Annotated in this window: 9 protein-coding genes; 1 reads left to right on the plus strand and 8 read right to left on the minus strand. The window is 52.7% G+C overall.

Annotated elements, in window-relative coordinates:
- Positions 1 to 228: 228 nt before the first annotated feature.
- Genes BMW31_RS04840 through BMW31_RS04855 form a run of 4 tightly spaced genes read right to left on the minus strand, consistent with a single transcriptional unit; the run spans position 229 to position 8225 of the window.
- A complete protein-coding gene (locus BMW31_RS04840; protein ID WP_255404825.1) occupies positions 229 to 1623 on the minus strand; it encodes a glucoamylase family protein in 1395 nt (464 codons plus the stop codon).
- A complete protein-coding gene (locus BMW31_RS04845) occupies positions 1620 to 3740 on the minus strand; it encodes a family 43 glycosylhydrolase (protein WP_091821890.1) in 2121 nt (706 codons plus the stop codon). The genes BMW31_RS04840 and BMW31_RS04845 overlap by 4 nt, the downstream gene beginning before the upstream one ends.
- On the minus strand, positions 3733 to 5184 hold the full coding sequence (locus BMW31_RS04850) for a RagB/SusD family nutrient uptake outer membrane protein (RefSeq protein ID WP_091821891.1): 1452 nt from the start codon (positions 5182 to 5184) through the stop codon (positions 3733 to 3735). The genes BMW31_RS04845 and BMW31_RS04850 overlap by 8 nt, the downstream gene beginning before the upstream one ends.
- Before the next feature lie 20 nt (positions 5185 to 5204).
- Complete coding sequence (locus BMW31_RS04855) at positions 5205 to 8225, minus strand: SusC/RagA family TonB-linked outer membrane protein (RefSeq protein ID WP_091821892.1); 3021 nt, start codon at positions 8223 to 8225, stop codon at positions 5205 to 5207.
- A gap of 594 nt (positions 8226 to 8819) precedes the next feature.
- Between BMW31_RS04855 and BMW31_RS04860 the strand changes: the two genes are divergently transcribed.
- A complete protein-coding gene (locus BMW31_RS04860) occupies positions 8820 to 11639 on the plus strand; it encodes a helix-turn-helix and ligand-binding sensor domain-containing protein (RefSeq protein ID WP_091821893.1) in 2820 nt (939 codons plus the stop codon).
- A gap of 192 nt (positions 11640 to 11831) precedes the next feature.
- On the opposite strand, the gene BMW31_RS04865 is transcribed toward BMW31_RS04860, so the two are convergent.
- The 4 genes from BMW31_RS04865 to BMW31_RS04880 form a co-directional block, all read right to left on the minus strand.
- On the minus strand, positions 11832 to 13997 hold the full coding sequence (locus BMW31_RS04865; protein WP_091821895.1) for an alpha-N-acetylglucosaminidase: 2166 nt from the start codon (positions 13995 to 13997) through the stop codon (positions 11832 to 11834).
- Positions 13998 to 14132: 135 nt separating this feature from the next.
- Positions 14133 to 14597, minus strand: coding sequence for a DUF5018-related domain-containing protein (locus tag BMW31_RS04870; protein WP_091821897.1), 465 nt, complete (start codon positions 14595 to 14597; stop codon positions 14133 to 14135).
- Between the two features lie 20 nt (positions 14598 to 14617).
- Positions 14618 to 16558 (minus strand): RagB/SusD family nutrient uptake outer membrane protein, encoded by a 1941-nt coding sequence (locus BMW31_RS04875; RefSeq protein ID WP_091821899.1) that lies wholly within the window; start codon positions 16556 to 16558, stop codon positions 14618 to 14620.
- Positions 16559 to 16572: 14 nt separating this feature from the next.
- On the minus strand, positions 16573 to 19920 hold the full coding sequence (locus tag BMW31_RS04880; RefSeq protein ID WP_091821900.1) for a SusC/RagA family TonB-linked outer membrane protein: 3348 nt from the start codon (positions 19918 to 19920) through the stop codon (positions 16573 to 16575).
- Positions 19921 to 19939 lie beyond the last annotated feature (19 nt).

Genomic DNA, 19939 nt, shown 5'->3' on the forward strand with positions numbered 1-19939 from the left:
TCTTGTTGTTTGATTAAGTTTCTTCATCATTCCGCGCTACGGTTGCTGCACGAGCCACGGCTTGAAGACCTGCTGCGCCCTCACCGCATCGCCGCATCGGGCTGCCCGTAAGTATGCTCCGGGAACTTTCGACACTTGTCGCACGATTGTGTGACAGGTGTCGAATGATTGTGCGACACTTGTCGAAAGTTCCAAGAGGTAACGTACAGCCTCCCGAAGCTGCACAGTCTATTGCCACGTGAAGCCCAGTTTCGTGAGCCCCTGTTGTATTTCGGGACAACTCATGAAGAGTTTCCAGAGCAGCCCCGTACGGTAGTTCTCTATCATGGGGGCGATGGTGCACTGGTCGATGGCCAGATAATGGGGTTCCGTCCAGTTGGCCTGTTCGGAGAAAGCATCGTAGAAACCGTACTTGCCCCATATCCATTGCCCCTTGTTCCAGAAGCCTTTCAGAGCCTCCATCGACTCCTTCGGCGTGTAGGGGAACGACGACAGTGCTGCCGTGGGCGTAATGACGCCCAGGTCGTTGTTGGGAGCATGGGCCGAATAGCCACCTACGGAATAGCTGGCCGTCAGGCCCCAGCACTGCTTGCCGTAGCCTTTGTAGCCCTTGGGGTTGGCCACGCAGTAGTCATAATTGCTCAAGGCGTGGTTGCGCACCACGTTCCACCAGTTGGCATATTGGTCGTGCAGGTGGCGCGGGTCGAGCCCTATCCAGGAATAATGGGCCCAGAACAAGGGGCCGCCCGTGGCCTCCGCCCCGTTGTGAGCCACCTCCAGCGGGTGGTTATAAGGGGCAGCATTGCTCTTGATGCGGCCGCTGCGGGCCCAACCCTCATGGTAGCACTCAGCCGGCACACTGTGAGTGGGAGAAGCGGCGGCAAGAATATAGACTATCATGCACTCGTTGTAGCCTTCGAGAGGGAAGTTCATCACCCACCCGTTGCCGGGTGACCAGTGCCAGTAGATGACGTGCTGGCCGCCGCGCGTGTACCAGTCGAACTCCATCTCGCGCCACAGCTGGTCAATCTTTGCCGCAAGGTTCCGCTCTGCCTCATTGCCCTCTCTGAAATACTGGCGCACGTAGAGCAGGCTCTCCATGAGGAACGAGCTCTCCACAAGGTCGCCTCCGTCGTCCTTCTCGCCGAAGGGTTTCACCTTGCCCGTAGGGCCATGAAGCCAGTGAGGCCACGCACCGTGGAAGCGGTCGGCCCGGGCCAGATAGTCAACTATCTTGGTTAGGCGTGCCACTCCTTCCGAGCGGCCTATGAAGCCGCGGTCGATGCCCACGAGAAGGCCGGCAATACCGAAGCCGCTTCCGCCGATGGTAACGACGTCCTTGTCGGCCGACGGATAGTTGCCGTCCAGATGGATGCGCTCTGGAGCGAGGCCCGAGGTGGGTTCGGCGCCGTCCCACATGTAGTTCAAACTTACCTTCTGGATGTAGTCCAGCAGCTCGTCGTCACTGCCGAAGGTGGACGGGCGGCCCGGTACCACGGCCGATGTGCCACCGCTGCCACCCTCTCCCGGAGACGTGGGAACGGTTGATTTCTCGCCGGCCGAGCACGAGCTGATTGACAGCAGCAGGGCTGCCAGCATGGAATAAAAGAGGTTGTTGCTCATTGCTTGATGATTTTGGATTTGGCCGAAACGCCCGATTCGCCAAGCGCCTCGATGGTAAAATAGTAGCTGGTGCCGCGGTCCATGCCGCGGAAATCGTAGGAGGTGGCTCCGTTTACAGTAATGCAATGGTAGAGTTTGCCGGGAGCCGTGCCATAGAGAATGTTATAACCATAGGCATTGCGGCTGGGTTTCCAGCTGATGAGGGCGTTGCGGGCATCGCTGCGGCTGCGCTTCACGCTGAATTCCCGTACGGGTTCAGGCTTTTCCACGTCGGCATGGCCGAACACGCGGATGTCCGACAGGCAGAATTTTCCATTGCCCGGCACGTGCAGGTTTACCACTTTCAGATAGCGGGTGCGCAAGGGCTGCAGTAGCTCTACATAGTCATGGGGCATGTCGCGGTCGTTGTCACTGCGGTCTACGGCCAGCGTCCACGTTTCTCCATCACTGCTTGCCAGAATCCGGTACTGGTAGTAGGTATCGTTGGCACGGTTGGTTTGCAGGGTATTATGGTCGTAGAAATTCAGCTGGATGGCCCTTACCTCGCGCTCGCCTCCCAAGTCCATCAGTGCCCATTCGCCCGCATTGCCCGTCCGGGCACTCCAGTAGGTACGGATATTCTCATCCGACAGGTTTGCTGCCGACAGCGTATCGGTTGACGAAACTTCCACCTTCTTGCCATAGGAGAGCAGCATCCATCCCGTAAAACGGTCGGGGCCGGTGTAGTCGGCATTGCGTTGCGGATAGTCGCCGAAAGCGGTGTTGCTCCACATCACGCCGTCGGCATCGAAGTAGACGGGGTAGAGGCCGATGCGGCGCTCGAACTTATACTTGAGCGAAAGCATGCAGGTGCCCACATGCCAGTATTGCCCGTGGCGGTCGCTGAAGGTTCCCCCGTGCCCCACTCCCTGCACAAAGCCGCCCGGCTTGTAGCTCATGGGGTTGTGTTGCTGGTAGGTAAAGGGACCCAGCGGGCGGTTGCTTACATACACACCGTCGGCATAAACCTTGAATTCCGTACCCGGCGCGCCGTATTGCAGATAGTATTTGCCACCATGCTTGGTCATATAAGCCCCCTCGGTAAAGGGCTTCAGGGTAACCTCATCATCGTTGTTCATGCCAAAGCGTTCCCATCCGTGCTGCTCGGGATGCAGCATCAGCACGTCGTGAATCTTGCTGATGGGGGCAAAACTCTGTCGACTCAGCTCTACGGCCTTGAGCGGATACTCGTTGCTACTGCCGTAGTAGAGATACAGCCGGCCGTCATCATCGAGAAAAAGACAGGGATCCCACGACGGCAACGTATTGCGGCCCACCGCCTGACGCCACCTTCCCTGCTCGGGATGGGTGGTAAACCAAATGGGCAAACCTTCGTAAGTGGAGCCTGTATAATATAAGGTATCGCCGCTGACGAATGCCGCCGGGGCGCATTGGTCGTCGTCCGTTGGGCGGCGCTGGAACGAGGCCGGCTGGAAATTCCAGTCGCTCAGGTTGTGCGAATAATGATAGCCGCCCTGATTGGTGGAAAAAAGAAGATACTGCCCTTTGTACATCAAGGCCATGGGGTCGGCCGATGAGCGGAAACAACCGCCACGGCGTACGTTGTCGTTGTAGGGTTCGTAGTTGTAGCTAATGTTCAGGGGATTGCAGTAAGTGGCTGTTTCGAGGCGGGCGGGGTCGAACCACTGCGTTCTCTGAGCTGCCTGTCGGGGCAGCACTGCTACCAACTTGCCGGCTTGCTGCATTACGATGTCTGCCTGCCGTTGCTCTTTCGAGCGATAGACATGAGCAAATTCCATACCGGGATACCATACATACAGATGCAGGTCGCCATCGGTCGACTTGAGCGAATAACGCCCGTCGGCGTCCGTATTGCAATGAACGGGAGAGGCGAAGTACATCACTGTAGCCCCTTCGAGTGGCTTGCCGCTGTCGTCGGTCACGCGGCCGGTCACCTCGTACGCATTGTTCACGGATATGTAGTAATCGCTCACCTGCCCTTTCACCACCTTAACGGTATCATCCCCGGTCCCGACAAATCCTGCCGAAGCAGGAGAGGCCGAAACCGAAAGGATGTATCCGGTCGTGACGGCTGCCGTGAGCCATAGTCTATTCATTGACAGGAGCGTTCTTAAGTTCGGGAACATCGCTCAGTTGCTGGAACGGAAGCGGGTAGTAAGTCTTATCCTCACTCCAGCCTTTGCTGCCAAGCACGGTGGCAAGTTGACCGGTACGCAGCAGGTCGTTGTAGCGTTCACCCCACTCGCCGGCCAGCTCTATGCGGCGTTCGTCCATAATCTGGGCCGCCGTAACGCCTGTTATGGCAGGCATGTGGGCACGTGCCCGCACCAAGTTAAAGGGCACATCGCCATTCTCTCCCAGGCGAACCTTGGCCTCGGCGTTCATCAGCAGCACATCGGCATAGCGCAGGATACGCACATTGTTGCCTGCTCCGGCCTTCCATTCACGTCCAGGCGTGATTTCACTCTTCGGTGTATAGTTCTTGCCATCATAGAAGTCGGTCTTCGTACCGTCGGTGATGTTGTCGCCTCCACGGGTAACGGTTCCGCCTCCCTGCAGGAAAGTAGTTTCCAAACGCACGGTTTCGCCGCGATTCTCGGCCCACTTTTCAAACTCTGGATAGAATCTTATAAAGTTCCAACCGCCCATACTTCCGGGATTCTGGAATACAAACCACTGGTCTACATCCACCATATCGCCCGACCCGGTACCGAAGTCGGTGCTCTGACATTCAAAGAGACTCTCGTTGCAGAGCTTCCCTGGTATCTTGAAGAGTTCGTAGTAATCGGCATAGAGTTGGAATTTGCCGCTGTTGATGATATCGTCGGTCAGAGTCTTCACTTGTCCGTAGTTGCCTTGGTTGAGGTAAATTTTGGCGGCAAGGTGCTCGGCCGTGAAGGCCGTAACAGCCCCCTGATGCTCCATCTCGTTGGGACGCAGGCGCGGACAGTTCTCCATTGCGTAGCTCAAGTCTTCCAACATGTACCGGTAAACCACGTCGATGGTGGAGCGGGTGAGGTCAGTCTGGTTGTTGTCACGCAGGATGGTGACAGGCCCGAAAGCCTGAATCAGCCGATAGTAGGCATAGGCCCGCAGCGTGCGTACCTCTCCGCAGTAGGAGCGATAGGCAGTTCGCTGGCTCTCGGTGGTCATGTTCTCGGCATAGCTGTCGAGCGAGCTGAGTGCTGCATTGGCCACCTTGATGATGCCGTAATACTGGTTCCACATTTCGTTGAGCCCCCAGAAGGAGTTGTCGTACTTGTAGTTACCAAAGTCAACGAGCAGCTGCTGGTCGTCGGTACGCCCCGACCACATGTCGTCATCGCGGACGATGGAGAGCGGCCAGATAACCCAGTGCATGGCTCCCGTGCGCACTTTAGCATATACACCCGATACGGGCTGATAGAGATTGTCCAGGTTTGTAAAGTCCACACTGGTCTCGGGAACGCTGTCCTCGGGGTCTTTATCAAGATAGTCGCCACATGAAGCAAAGGTAAGAGTTGCGAGGGCGAGGATTGAAAAATATTTTATCAGTTTCATTTCGATAGATAATTAAGTGGTTAGAATTGTATCTGAACGCCGAAGGTATAGGTTGCCGTGAGCGGATAAACTTCGGTATCCCAGCCTTCTGAGTCGCTGATTTCGGGCGTGAAGGCGTGAGCCGAGAACACGGTCAGCGGTCTGTCGGCCGTCAGACTCAGGCGAACGGAAGGCAGCGTGTAGGCACCGAACTTGATGTTCCTGAACGAATAGCCTAACGTTACGTTCTGAATGCGGAAGAAGTCAGCGCTCTCAACAAAGTAGGAATTCACGCGCTGGTCGCTCACATTCCACCCTTTGGTGAGTGCCTTGGCCGAAGGATTGCTGTTGGTGGAGCCTGCTCCGGTCCAACGGTCCAGATACTGGTCGGCGTCGAAGTTGTAGAGGCTCGAAGCATAGCGCAGGGCACGCTTGCGGTTATACATCTGTGCACCCGTTTGTCCGTAGGTTGTCAGTTCGAAGTCGAAGTTCCTGTACTCGAACCCAAGGTTCACCCCGTAGGTGAAGTTGGGCATGTAGGAACCCAAGGTGGTGCGGTCGTTGCCGTCGATGGTACCGTCGCCGCTCACATCTGCATAGCGGAAGTCACCCGGTTCCAGACCGTTGGCCACGGCCACAGGGTCGGCTGCCACTTCTTCGGGCGTCTGGTAGATGCCTGCCACCTTGTATCCGTAGAATGAGTTCATCTCATGTCCTACCCAATTCACGGTTTTTCCGCCCTGAATGAAGCTGCTTCCGCTGAGGCTCTTCACCTCGTTCCAGAGGAAAGAGAGGTTGGCACCGACGTGATATTTGAAGTCGGCACCGAGGCGGTCGGTCCACGTTGCCGATACGTCGAAGCCCTGATTGAGAATCTTGCCGTAGTTGCCGGCCAGCACATCGTTGCTGAAGGGCAGGCGCGGACTGATGACCGCATTCTTCGTCATGCGGTGGAAATAGTCGGCGTCAATGTTCAACCGGCTTCTGAAAGTGGCCAGGTTAAAGCCTGCGTTCAGTTCGTCTACAAGCTCCCATTTCAGCCAACTGAAGTACGAAGTATTCTGATAGCCGGGATAGGTGGAGTTGCCGAAAACGCCCGAAGCGCCATTGCCGGTAGTGATGGATGCAAAACCGTCGCTCGCGGCCACATGGTCATTGCCCAGCTTGCCCCAGCTTGCGCGCAGTTTCAGGTAGTTGATGGCATGCTGATTCTTCATAAACGGTTCCTCGGTAACCACCCAGGCGGCGCCTACTGACGGAAAATAGCCCCAGTGCTCCTGATATTTCGACGAGCCGTCGGCACGCATGGTGAGCATCAGCATGTACTTGTCCTTGTAGTTGTAGTTCAGTCGGGCAAAGTAGCTCAAGCCCCGGTAAGTGGTACCACCGTCGCCGTTGGAGTCCGAATCCTCGTCACCAAGGTTCAGATACTTGTACTCGTCCTTTCCTCCGGGCACGTTCGAGCGTGCTCCAACGAGATAGCGGTAGTTTTCCTCGCGCATGGAGAAGCCCAACATGGCACCGAAGGTGTGGTCGCCGAAGGTGTCGTTGTACTGCAGCGTGTTGTCCCAGATGGAGTTGTTGTAGGTTGTCATGCTCTTGCTGAGCGCCGTGGTAGTGGTTTGTTGCTGCGTACTTACAAAGTATTTGGGCGTAAACGTGCGCGATTCCAGTGTGGAGTGGTTGTAGCTGATGCTTGTACGCAGGCTCAACTTCTCGGGCAGCAGCTGGAACTTAGCGTAGAAGTTGGTATTGTATTGCTTTGTATTGGTATCGCTGTCGTAGTAGTTCGCCGTGGCCACGGGATTGAAGAAGTTGTTGGTATAGCCTACTGAAGAGGGGGCAGCGTACTTCACCGGGTCGGCCTGTCCATTGTTGGCATCGAACACGGGATAGAGTCCAGGTGCGTTGAAGGCCTGCTGCCAAGCCGCATTGTTGGCAAACTGCTGCTGTGCACTGGTAAAGATGCCGTTAAAGCCCACCTTGAGCCACTTCGTGGCGTCGTAGTCTACGGCGGCACGGAAGTTGAGTCGCTTGAAGTCGTTGTCAACATCCATGATACCGTTCTGGTACAGATAACTCGTACCCAGCGAATAGGTAGCCCGTTCACTGCCGCCGCTGATGCCTACGCTATGGTTGGTGATGACGGCGTCGCGCAGCAGTTCCTTGTACCAGTCGGTATCGCTGCCGTAGGTCCAGTTGTGGAAGTCGGCATCGGCATGGCTTCCGCCGAAGCGGTCGATGCTGGCAATGGCATAGGGAGAATACGTGTCGAAGCCGGCCTCCATCAGCATCTGTGCGTACTGGGCAGAGTTGGCCATCTTCAGTACATTGGTGGCTTTCTGCACGCCTACATAGCCGTCGTAGGTTATCTTGGCATCTTGATTGCGCACGCCTTTCTTTGTCGTGATGATGACTACGCCGTTGGCAGCCCGCACGCCGTAGATAGCGGCAGCCGAGGCATCCTTGAGCACGCTCATGTCTTCAATGTCGCTGCTGTTCAGGAAGTTGATGTTGTCGTAGAACATGCCGTCGACAACATACAGCGGAGTGGAGTTTGCGAACGAGCCATTGCCGCGAATCTTCACCGTAGGGCCGGCACCAGGCGCGCCGCTGTTAACCACGTTCACGCCTGCCACCTTGCCCTGCATGGCTGCCATGGGTGATGACGACGGCGTGCTGAGCAGCTCGTCGCCCTTAATGACGGCGATGGGCGAGGTGAGATCCTTGGCCTTGGCCGAGCCGTAGCCTATCACCACCACTTGGTCCAGCATCTGCGAGTCGTCCTCCAGCTTGATTTCCATCTGCGGAGAGGCCGCCAGCGTCTGGGTTTTCATGCCCACATAGGTAACGGAGATTTTGGCTCCAGCCGGTACGTCGCCGATGGTGAAATTGCCGTCCAGGTCGGTCACGGCTCCCTTACTTGAGCCTTCCACCATGACGGTAGCACCGATAACGGGTAAGTTGGCCGCGTCGACCACCGTACCTTTAATTGTCTGATTCTGTGCAAGACCCGCTTGGGCACACAGAATGAGAAGGAAAAACAAAACTATTTTCTTCATTGTGTCATTAGGTTGGGTAAATTATATCGACTACAAAATTAAATGAAACGCACGCGCACGCAAAACAAACGGCTACGATTACATTACGTTGTAAAGGTTGTTTACTACGATTTTACTACGATTTCATTTGTAACAATCTGGTTTACAGTTTACTGCAGATACACAGAATGTATCTGTTTAACCCTTTACAGACGTGTGCACCCGGGGCAGAATCCAGCCTCAATAATAGTTTTGTCTGCTACTACAGAGCATCAGTACGCTGTCCGTAAATCCCCAAACCACTGCCTGCAGGCAGCCACAGAAGTGATTTCCGGATGCTGCCTGACGGCATCGGGAACTTTCGACACTTGTCAAATGATAGTTCGACACCTGTCGCATAATCGTGCGACAAGTGTCGAAAGTTCCCGGAGCATACTTCCGGGAGCCCGACAGAATGCTGCAGGGACATAGGCAGGCGCCCTCTCATACCACGTATTCCTGCCAGCGAACCGCATGAAAAATAACTTTTTCGGTACCAATGCCAATGCAGAAGAAGCAAAAATTTGGTGTTTTAACGGAAAATACCTATTTTTGTATATTCAAGCAACACCTCTTATGCGTAACCGAATCTACATCACCCTGCTGTGCCTGATGGCGCTTGCCGGCACAAAGGCAAGCGACTTTGTTCCGGTTATCACCAACTTCTCATCCCTCGACTATGACGGCGGCCTGCAGAACTGGGGCATCACACAGGATAATGACGGCCTGATGCACTTCGGCAACAACGTAGGAGTGCTCAGCTTCGACGGCTACAGCTGGGAGTGCAGCCGGCTTCCGGGCAAGCCCATCGTCCGCTCGCTGCTGGCCGTGGGGCGCAGACTGTACGTGGGGGCCTATCAGGAATTCGGCTACTATGAGCGCAACAACTTCGGCCGACTTCAGTACACATCGCTGTGGAAGATGGTGAAAGGCTACAAGCCGCATAACGACGAGATTTGGAATATCCTGCGGACGGCCGACGGGAGAATACTTTTCCAGTCGTTCTGTTCATGGTTTGAGTACGACGGCCGCAGCGTGCGTGTACACTACCGGCCCGATGTGCTGCCGCTGTACTTCTTTAACGTGGGCAGCGGAGTGTACGCACAACTGGTGGACGACGGCTTTTTCAGGGTCAGCGGAGACCGCTACGTCAAGCTGTTAGACCGGAGGATGACGGGCAATGACGATGTGGTGGCGGCCCTGCCTTGGCAGAACGGCACCATGCTGCTGTGCACCGAGTTCCACGGTCTGTTCACTTACGACGGCCGCCGGCTGCAACCCCTGCACACGGAAGCCGACGACCAGCTGCGACAGGCACAGGCCAACCGCGCCGTTATCACGCACGACGGCACCATCGTGGTGGGCACCATCCTCGACGGCATCTACGGATTCAGCCCGCAGGGCAGGCTGAAATGGCACTACAACACGCACAACCAGCTGCACAACAATACGGTTCTCGGCCTCTTCTGCGACCACGACAACAACGTGTGGGCCGCACTCGACGTGGGTATCGCCCTCATCCACAGCGGCGCCCCTTATGCCCTGCTCACCGGAGCGGGCACTTCGCTCGGCATGGTCTACGACATCTACCCCCTGCCCGGCATGATGTACATCGCCACAAACCAGAACACGGTGCTCTACAAGGACAGCCGCCTCACGCCCGTAGCAGGCACCGCAGGCCAGAACTGGCACCTTACCAACTTCGGCAACCAGCTCATCGTGGGAAACAATCACGGCACCAAGTCCATCAGCGGCACCACCGCCACCAAGCTCACCGGTAGCGGCAACACCAGCAGCACGTGCATCAGACGCTACAATGTGGGCAACGACAGGGATTTCTTCATCGAGTCCAGCTATACCGAACTGCGCATCTACCAGCATATATCCAACACATGGCAGTACGTTAACAAGGTAGACGGGTTCATGGCTCCCGTCAACCAGTTCGAGATAGACAGTCATGGAGTTATCTGGGCAGCCCACATGAGCAGCGGCGTGTACCGTATCGAACTCAGCGGAGACCTAAAACGCGTAACCTCGCTGAGATACTATCCGGCACTGAGAAAAGGCAGCAACGGCAGCAAGATACATGTCATGAAGATACGGGGAGAGGTGGTTCTGGCCGACGACCGCCAACTCTACCTCGTAGGCAGCGACAACACAGTGAGGCCGTACCAGGCACTCAACGCCGTAGCCGGCCGCGGTATCATCTCTGCCACCACGATTGACAACAGCCACTTCTGGCTCTCCTCCAACCGTGGTTACACGCTGATGGAATACCGCAACGCAACTTTCCACCGACAGCTCTATGTCCCCGCCGCCTTCTTCGGCCTCGAATGTGGCGACAACCAGAATAAGGTAAGGATTGACGGCAACATGGCCTACTTCTGCCTCAACGGCGGACTGGGCCGCATGGACATGACAGCACGGCAGCAACCCAACGCCCGCAAGGGCCGCCTGCTGCTGAGCCGGGCAGAATACTTCAATGCCGACCGCAAGCCGTTTCCCGTTACCGTGACGGCCGGAAACCCCGCCGTGAAAGGTACGGTGAAACTTGAACTCAGCTATTCCAACTACAACAACGAGCCGTTACGCTTCCTCTTTCAACTTGAAGGAGGCGGACTGCACCTGCAGTCGCAGTCGGAGAAGCCCACCGTCGTCTACACCGACCTTAACTACGGCAGCTATACGTTCCACGCCAAGGTGGCCGACGTAAACGGCAAAGTGCTGGGTCAGCTCACCTACCGCTTCCACTATCCGCGCCCGCTACTGCTCTCCATCCCCATGCTTCTGCTGTACGCGGCACTCTTCATGGGGCTCATCTACCTCTACATACGCTGGTCTACCAAGCGCATCATCCGCCGTCAGGCCCACATAACCGAGGCCGAGCAAATGCGCAAGAACCTCCAGCTGGCCGAACAGCAGCGCATCATCGAGGCACAGCAGAAGCAGCTGCTGGAGCAACAGCTGCAGGACAAGGGCCGCGAGATTGCCTCGCTGGCCATGGACGCCGTGAAGCACAAGCAGCAAGTGACCGACATCAGGCACGAACTGGCCGGACAACGGCTCAAGGGACTTAAAGGCAACAAGGAAATAGAGCGCATGCTCAGCCACATTACCGACGATCTTGACACCGACGCCTACTGGGACATCTATCGCGAAAACTTCGACCTGATACACAAGAACTTCTTCCGGCACCTGCGGAAGCAGTTCCCCACCCTCACTTCTACCGACCTTAAGTTCTGTGCCTTGCTGCGTCTCAACCTCTCGACCAAGGACATCGCCCACTTTGCCGGCCTCACCGTGCGCGGCGTGGAGGGTGCCCGCTACCGTCTGCGCAAGAAACTCCGGATTGCAGAAGGCCAGAACCTCACGGAGTTCCTCATTGATTTCAAATAGTCACAACGGTTTTCGCACAGAGCGGAAGAATTGGTTCCATGCTGTCAGAAGCCGCCTCCAAGGCTACCGGCTGTATGCCTAAATGGTACAGCCGGCAGGGGTATGGAACTTTCGACACTTGTCGCACGATTGTGTGACAGGTGTCGAATGATTGTGCGACAAGTGTCGAAAGTTCGCGGAGCACACGTTGGGTTACCTTGACTCGGGTTCTTTAATCTCCTTGCACTCGTTGATGAGGCGGCGGCAGGTGGCCGTTACATCCTTTACGGGACGCCTGGCGCCTAAGTTGTGCGTACTCGCAACCCACTGCAACTCAAAGGTCTTGAAGTCGAAAGGCTGTTTTGTGCGCAGCGACTCGAAGTAGTGCTGCCAGCGGGGAAGGTAGTAGCTGCGGATGAGTCCTGACCAGATGCGGGCCGAATAGTCGTCTACGGGCGGCCCCCATACGGTCACTATGCGCCTTGCATTGCGCTCGTACTGGGCGGCCAGGGTGCTGTCGGCGCCGGCGGCCTTGCGGGCGTAGGCTATCCAGCGGTCCATGCGCAGCGTGGGATGGCTGTCGAGGAGCGAGTCGGTGGTAAGTGCAACGCGTGTAAAGGTGCGCTGCAGCGCTTCGGCCTGACTGGTGTGGCCTTCGCGATAGGGCCGGGCTATCTGCCGGGTGAGTATCTCCATCTTGGCTCCGGCATACAGGGCGGTAAGCTCTATGAGGTCGGCTTGGTAAAGAGCCGACGCGTTCAGCTCCGGTGCCGCTGCGGCAAAAGCCTCTATGCCGGCAAATAGGCTGTCGTTGAAGCAGACGGTTCCCTTTACGTTACTGCCGGGGCGCAGCTGCCAGTTGTACCGTGGGTGGTCGGTAAAGCTGCCGTAGACCGAGGCAAGCATGCCCCGCCAGTAGTCGCCCAGGCGGCTGCAAGGCCTGCCGTACCTGCACTCGCTGTAGTCGGCCAGCCATGTGTTGAGGTCTATGGGCCCGGCAGTCCAGCCGCCGTCGGCCACGAGTTCGTAAATCACCTCATTGTTTTCCAGCCCCTCGGGCGCCATTCCGTAGCCCACGAGGTTGCCTTTGTGCGGAGAGCGGAGGGCTTTTAAACGCCCGTTGGCGTAAAACTCGAGCACGCCGGTGTAGGCCGTCTTGCCTCCCATGTTGGGGATGACGCTGTACACCCAGGGCTTGTTGTGGAAGCCGTTGAAGAAATCCCAGTTGGCTCCATTTCTCCAGTAATGGTGGTTGTAGTCCTCTGCCATGTCGAGAATCAGCATCCGGTTGTCGGGCACTTTGCTCAAGAGGGCCTGCATGCTGGCATCGTCCCAGATGTCGCGCTGGTAGCCGAACATCCACCCTTGTATGACCCACACGGCGCGGGGGTTGGCATCGGCAATGGCGCTGTATATCTTCTGGCCGTAATCGGCCAGCATGCGGTGCTTCTCGTTGTCCTCTCCCTTGCCGAAAGGCAGCTGCATCTCGTTGAAACTATCGGCCAAGTAGTAGGTGTTCTTGCCAAACTCCTTCTCCCACTCCTCAACAAACAGCTTGCCCATGGCATGGAACAGCGGCTCATCAGCTGACAACATCCAGTTGTGGAAGGCACCACCGGACCATGAGGTCTCCGTAATCCGGGCCTTGGGATAGAGCTTCTGCAGGGCCTGCGGCACAAAGCCGGCAAAGGCGGGGCAGATGGGCTTCATGCCCAAAGCCCGCATGCGGGCCAGTATCTTGTGCGCCAACGCTATCTGGTTGCTGTGCCACGAAGCCGTGAGCGGGCCATCGATGCCGCTGATGTTGCCCATGCGCATCCACGGAAGATGGGCAGGGCCAACGAAATAGGCATTGATGTCGGCCTCGTTCATGCCCATGCGCTTCAGCACCCGGGTGTAGATGGCCTCATTGGCCACCAGCATGAGGGGCATGTCTATGCCGTGCAGGGCCATCCAGTCTATCTCCTCCTGCCATCGGGACCAGTCCCAGTAAGGCGCGGTGTAGCCATAGGTGACTACGTTCAGGTAATAGTGGTGCTTGTAGGGCGATACTTTTCTCGTTGTACTCTGGTCATCCAGCCGCTGTGGCAGGCTGAGGCGCTTGCCCGTCCAGGTGCAGAGGCCGGTCTTGTGCTGCCTTACGTACTCGTAAAAACCACGGCACAGGGCAACGCCACTGCTGCCTTTGATGGTCAGCTTGCCGTTTTTGACCGAAGTCGCGAACTGGTCGCATCCGTCAACAGGCTTCAGCGAGAGCGCCAAGTGCATCGGAATCTCGCGGCCGGCGAACCGTCTGATAACGCCTTCAGCTTCCTTTTCGTCCTGCGCCATGCAACAAGCGCTGACGAAAAAGAGCAGGAAAAAGATTGTTTTTTTCATTTTGACATTACATGTTAATCATCAATTTAGAAGAAAAGCTCATTGAAGTTTGTTCTTTATGGGTTTGCTACACGAGTCGTCATTCTGAATAAAAGGAGGACGTGTATGGAATAAACACATCCTCCTTTACCTATATTACTTATTTAAAACAACCCTTATGGTCCATACTTTTGTCTGACCGTTGGCAGCCATTACCTTATATTGATGCGATTGGTTCCAATCAGCAGGTGCCCCGAGCTTGGGTGCATCGCCTACAGGCTCAATAACGGCTGCAGTTGATATCTGGACTGCAATTATCAAGGCGCTTAAGCTTATATTCTCCAGTTCTGCAGATGGAAAGTTTTGAGGTAATGAAACCGTAATATCGCAGGTTGCATTTTCAGCATCTATTGTCTGCTTGCTGTTCAGTTGTAATTGCTTAACAGCAGGCTGACCACTTGCAGGTATCGTAACATTTTTGTCGACATAGCGGTAATATACGTAAGAAGAGGTAATATCGTTACCTGTATATGTGTCGAGTTCTTCTAACCCGCTTTCAAGGCAGGAAGTAAGTGAAAACACCGTCACTACCGCCATCAAGATAAATTTAATATATTTCATAATTGCTTTCTATTTATATTTTACCAACCTTCATTCTGAACATGATCCATTCCGTAAGCCTCACGGGTATCTAAGAAGTCCTTAGCTATAGGCATAAGATAGCGCTTCTGTGAGAATATACGGCTCGCACTGTTCATCAGTGTAAACTGGCCGATGAGAACCTGTTGCCTGTCTCTTGAGATTGATATCTTATGAACAGGAGCATCGAGCTCCTGAATTACATCCCCTTTGGGTCGGCCGTGGTTAGCATAGCCACCATACTTGCCCCAACGTAGGTAGCTGAAATAGATATCACCGCCCTCATTGGCCATTTCAACTCTACGTTCTCGCATATAATCAATCCACGCTTCTGCTATTGTAGAAGCAGTAGAAGGAGCCAGTCCTCCATGGGTAACACGAGTAGCATTAAGAGCCTTGACAGCTTCGGCTATATCGCCTTTAAGCAGATAGGCTTCTGCCAAATTCATGTAAGCCTCGCCTACACGCGCCAATGTATAGTGGAAATTTGTCGTCGAAGCATAGTAGGCTCTTGGGTTAGGATTCTCTGAAGCGTTCTTTCTCCAGTAATATCCTGTAACTGTATTATACCAGCCACCGTCTTCTTTGTCACGTACACCTTGCGATAGGTTACCACCTAAGTTCATTTCAACCTTTTCACCAAGCCAGGTAGAACCATCATAGGCGATAGAAGTGGCAAAACGCTTGTCGCGGCCATTATACATAATTTCACTGATACTTCTGTTGCTGCCCGGCTTTACTTTTGCATATCGTACAAACACAGGATATCCTTCTTTCGTATTGGTTAAATCCTGCGGCGTGGGAATTCGACGAGGTTCGCCGTTAGTTCTCGTATAAGCATCAATCTGACCAGGTTGGGTAATGACAGCAGGATCAACTTCGTCTACGTTATTTTTATATTGAGAGGTTTCGTACCATGGCAATGCTTGACCCGTTGTTTCATCTTTGACAAGATATTGGTCTACAAGGTCTTGAGTAGGAAAATATATAGCCCAGCAGCAAAACGTTTGATCGCCCACTTTATTTTCCAGTTCATGAGGACTTTGTGACAACTGAGTATCTGCAGGTGTTATATTGGGGAAGATTCTTACCATCTCATCATAATCGCCAACAGTAGTGTTTGTGGACAAGCGATAATAACCTAACAGTATCTCTGGATTATTGGCATCACTCTCGTTGAACATGCCGCCATATTCGCTTGACAGCTTGCAATTATTGGTAACATCGCCAGCAAATTCAATAACTTTATCCAACAGTTCTGTCTTCCCGGTGTAAGCGTACGCCTGCAAAGCTGCACGGCTTAATATCACCTCGGCAGCATACTTATTGGCAATGCCTGCAGCTGAAGACAGTGGCAGATTCTCGACAGCATATTCTAAATCATCAATAACGTACTGATAGCTTTCCTCGATTGATTTTGTCATGGGAATTTTGCATGTCAACGAGTCAGTCTCACTGAATACTTGGGTAACAGGAACAAAGCGGCCCATCTTTCGTGCTTGATCAAAAAACACCAATCCACGCAGGAAACGCCCTTGGGCAATCAGCTCCTTTCGTTCCGTATCGCTCAAGGCTGTTGATTGTTCTGCATTCTTGATGATAAGATTACACTTCCTTAACAATGAAAAACGATTAGCCCCAAAGTCTGAGGCAGCACTGATACCAAGCTCTGTAGCTATGCCATCAATACCCTCGCCTACCTGTGAGCATCGCACGCCATTAGGGGTACGGGCTTCCCAACCTACGCAAGATGAGTTTGCTGCCCATGTACTTGTCAACACACTATTGTAAGTTGCATTCACAAAAGCATCTGCCGTGGACTTTGAACTCCACACTGTTGTCTCGTCAAATATTGTTGTGGGGTGCGTGTCCAATGTATCTTGACACGAAACCATTACAGCAAGACCTGCTGCAACCAATCCGTAGTTTATATATTTTCTCATAGTTATTTACTTTCTTAAAATCCCAAATTAAGTGTAAAGGCTATTGTACGCTCTACTGGATAGCCATATCCTACAGTAGAAGAGTTCTCGGGGTCAAGACCATATTTCGTAGACTTTGATATGGTAAAGATATTCTGACCAGACACACCTACTCTGATCTTCGACAGCCAAGCAACTCTCTTAAGTAAGCTGTACTTCAAATCGTAGCTTAACTGGAAATCTTTCATACGAAGATAGGCACCATTCACAAGCCAAAAGTCGCTTGTCTGATAGTTATTATTGGCATTCAGTCCAGTATTAGACATCAAACGTGGATATTGACCGTTGGTATTAGATGGTGTCCAGTAATCCGTCTGATAATCATAGATGACCGGAAGCGAGCCAGCCTGGCCTGTCTGCATAGATGCCGACCCCGATATATACATATCGAAAGCTGTAGATCCTTGGAACAATGCACCTAAACTGAAACCTTTGTAACTTAAATTGATATTAACACCAAACTGGCCACGCGGATAACTATTCTTACCAAGGCGGCGCATGTCGTCACTGGTAATTCGTCCATCACCGTTTGCATCCTCATATTTAATATCTCCTGCCGTCATATATCCAGAGTTATAAGCACTGACTATTCCGACGCTATTATAAACATCTTCGACACTTGTATAATAGCCTAAATTATGCAGCATAGTCCCATAATAGCCTTTCTGTTGCTGACTACGTACATACGGATTCATATATGATGTTTCACTCTCGCTTTCATCCAAGGCCCATAACTGGTCAAAGAAAGTGAAGTTGGTAGAGATATCGTACTTCAAGGCACCAATGTTACTACGCCAACCCAACTGGATTTCGAAACCTGCACGGCGGAACTCACTTCTTGACTTAACTTTTGGCATTGCCACACCAAGTGCAGTATTCAGATAACTTTGGCCCGAAGGAGACACAAGATATCCCTTAGTTGAATAGTAGAAGTAGTCGAACTGGCCATAAAGACGATTATTAAGAGAAGAAAAGTCGAAACCAAAATCGGTTTGCTTTGTAGTATACCAAGTTAGATCGGGTGATGCAAGATTTCCTTCTGTAAATCCAGCGGCATACTCTCCATTAACAACATAGGCTTGTGGGTTAAGACTGTAGGCCGTAAGATAAGCAAAACGCCCGGCACTTGAATCCAATCCAGTTTCTCCATACGAAGCTCGGAACTTTAGGGAATTCAAAATATTGCGTTCTACTAACGGCTTCATAAATTTTTCCTCGGTAACTACCCAACCGATCGAGCCACTGAAAAAGGCTCCCCAACGCTTGCCGGGTGCAAAATAATCGGAACCGTCGTACCTCAGGCTGGCTTCTGCATAATATTTATTGGCATAGTTATATTTAGCCTGTCCAATCCATGCAGCACGTCCCAACTCTGCTTCACTTCCGTCGTTTTTCATCGTGTTGGCAGAACCTACACCCATTTGGTCGATACTGAATTCATAGTTCTCACGTTGACTCCAATAAGTTTCTCCTTTTTCATAATACTGCTCAAAACCGGCCAATGCCGAAACATGGTGCAAACCAAATTCTCGGGCATATTCCACGAAAGCCTGATTGGTAAAGGCATATCCGGTAGAAGAACTGTGATAAAGCAAAGGTTTATTGCCAACGAGTGGTTCTGTAGAATCCCAGTCATACTTCGGACTATCCTTGCGCCATTGCTTACTGGTCGAAGAATAGTATCTATAATCGCTTGCTACACGCACCTTTAGTCCCTGTACCCAAGGAACTCCCCATATTAATTCGCCCTTACCATTGATTACATTCATCTTATTACGGTTGTAACCATTACCTGAAGCGGTCTCTGCGACGGGATTATCATTCAGATTGTAAGGCAATCCATACAAGTTCACACCAGGAGAGAGCGGGGACTTATCGTTGATATGTGAGAAGATATGGTAATAGCTACTGGCCGTTGATGAATAAGGGTGTGTATTTATTTGAACGTAGCCGTCTAATGCAGCATTAATTTGCAAATTGATAGAACTAATCAGAGAGGATTCCGCTAATCTGAAGTTAGTCCGTTTCATATAGTGGTTATTGTTTTTGTAGAGGGAGTTCTGATAGATATGACCCAGTGAGGCATAGTAATGATGATTCTCGCTACCGCCAGTCAGTCTTGCCGCATGTTTTGTTTGCGGAGCCCAGTCGTTGAGCACCAATTTACGCCAATTCGTATTGTTATATGTCTGCGGTTGAGATCCGTCTCTCATAGCTTGAATAGCTTCGGCGCTGTAAACCTCGTCCAGTCCGTCGTTCTTTCGTGCAATGTTGCCATACTCGGCACGCTCGTATGAGTTCAGAGGTTCGGGCCAAATACTGGGTTGCGCATAGCTCTGATTGAAATCATACTCAATGCTTACCTTGCCAGCCTTACCTTGTTTGGTAGTAACCTGCACGATGCCGTTGGTAGCACGCGAACCATAGACTGCAGTTGCCGAAGCGTCTTTAAGTATAGACATACTTTCAATGTCATCTGCACTAAGGTTGACAAAGTCCTGTTCCGAGCGCACCACTCCATCAATTACATACAAAGGTGTACCTCCACCACGTATGCTGATATTTGGTGTTGAATTAACACCGCCGCCGCTGGCTTTGATTATCATACCCGGAGACCTACCAGCCAGTCCTTGGGCAATGTTTGTAACCGGAATATTAGATATTTGATCGGTCTTAACAGTGGACACTGACGAGATCAAGTCTCTACGTGTACTACTACCATAACCAACTACTATGATTTCATTCAAATTCTGACTGTCAACATTCATAGCAACATCCATATTTCCCCCATTGGCAGACAAAACTTTTGTCTGATAGCCAACATAGGAGATTTCTAAAGTTGAGCCTATTGGTGCGTCAATAGAGAACTTTCCATCAACATCTGTTACAACGCCGCCCGAAACTCCTTTTACACGCACAGTGGCGCCAATAATGGGTTCTCCGTTCTCGTCAGATACTTTGCCTGATATGCGCTGATTCGATGATTGTTGACGACTATCATTAGTCTCCATTTTGTCCGTAATAACAATAGACTTCTCTGATACGATGCTGTACTTCAGGCTGCGGCCTTTGAGCGCCTCGTTGAGAACAGAGGGAACGGAAGCCTTGGTGTGGTTCAGCGTGATGTCGCTGCGGTTGTCTATCAGACCCGAGCGATAAGAGAACCGATAGGTCGTCTGGCTTTCGATTGCTTTAAACACTTGCTTCAGCGAAGCGTTTTTCATGTGAATGCTGACAGTTTGGTTTTGCGCACCGGCTCCAGCCCAGCAGACGCACAACAGCAGCACTAACAGATGGTACTTTAGACTTTTGTGTACTTTCATATAATAATGCTTAATTAAA

This window comes from Prevotella sp. kh1p2 (assembly GCF_900111525.1).
Lineage (GTDB): Bacteria > Bacteroidota > Bacteroidia > Bacteroidales > Bacteroidaceae > Prevotella.

Excerpts from the sequence above, each read along its gene's own strand:
- BMW31_RS04840 (WP_255404825.1), bottom strand. The coding sequence starts at position 1,623 with ATGAGCAACAACCTCTTTTATTCCATGCTGGCAGCCCTGCTGCTGTCA.
- BMW31_RS04845 (WP_091821890.1), bottom strand. The coding sequence starts at position 3,740 with ATGAATAGACTATGGCTCACGGCAGCCGTCACGACCGGATACATCCTT.
- BMW31_RS04850 (WP_091821891.1), bottom strand. The coding sequence starts at position 5,184 with ATGAAACTGATAAAATATTTTTCAATCCTCGCCCTCGCAACTCTTACC.
- BMW31_RS04855 (WP_091821892.1), bottom strand. The coding sequence starts at position 8,225 with ATGAAGAAAATAGTTTTGTTTTTCCTTCTCATTCTGTGTGCCCAAGCG.
- BMW31_RS04860 (WP_091821893.1), top strand. The coding sequence starts at position 8,820 with ATGCGTAACCGAATCTACATCACCCTGCTGTGCCTGATGGCGCTTGCC.
- BMW31_RS04865 (WP_091821895.1), bottom strand. The coding sequence starts at position 13,997 with ATGAAAAAAACAATCTTTTTCCTGCTCTTTTTCGTCAGCGCTTGTTGC.
- BMW31_RS04870 (WP_091821897.1), bottom strand. The coding sequence starts at position 14,597 with ATGAAATATATTAAATTTATCTTGATGGCGGTAGTGACGGTGTTTTCA.
- BMW31_RS04875 (WP_091821899.1), bottom strand. The coding sequence starts at position 16,558 with ATGAGAAAATATATAAACTACGGATTGGTTGCAGCAGGTCTTGCTGTA.
- BMW31_RS04880 (WP_091821900.1), bottom strand. The coding sequence starts at position 19,920 with ATGAAAGTACACAAAAGTCTAAAGTACCATCTGTTAGTGCTGCTGTTG.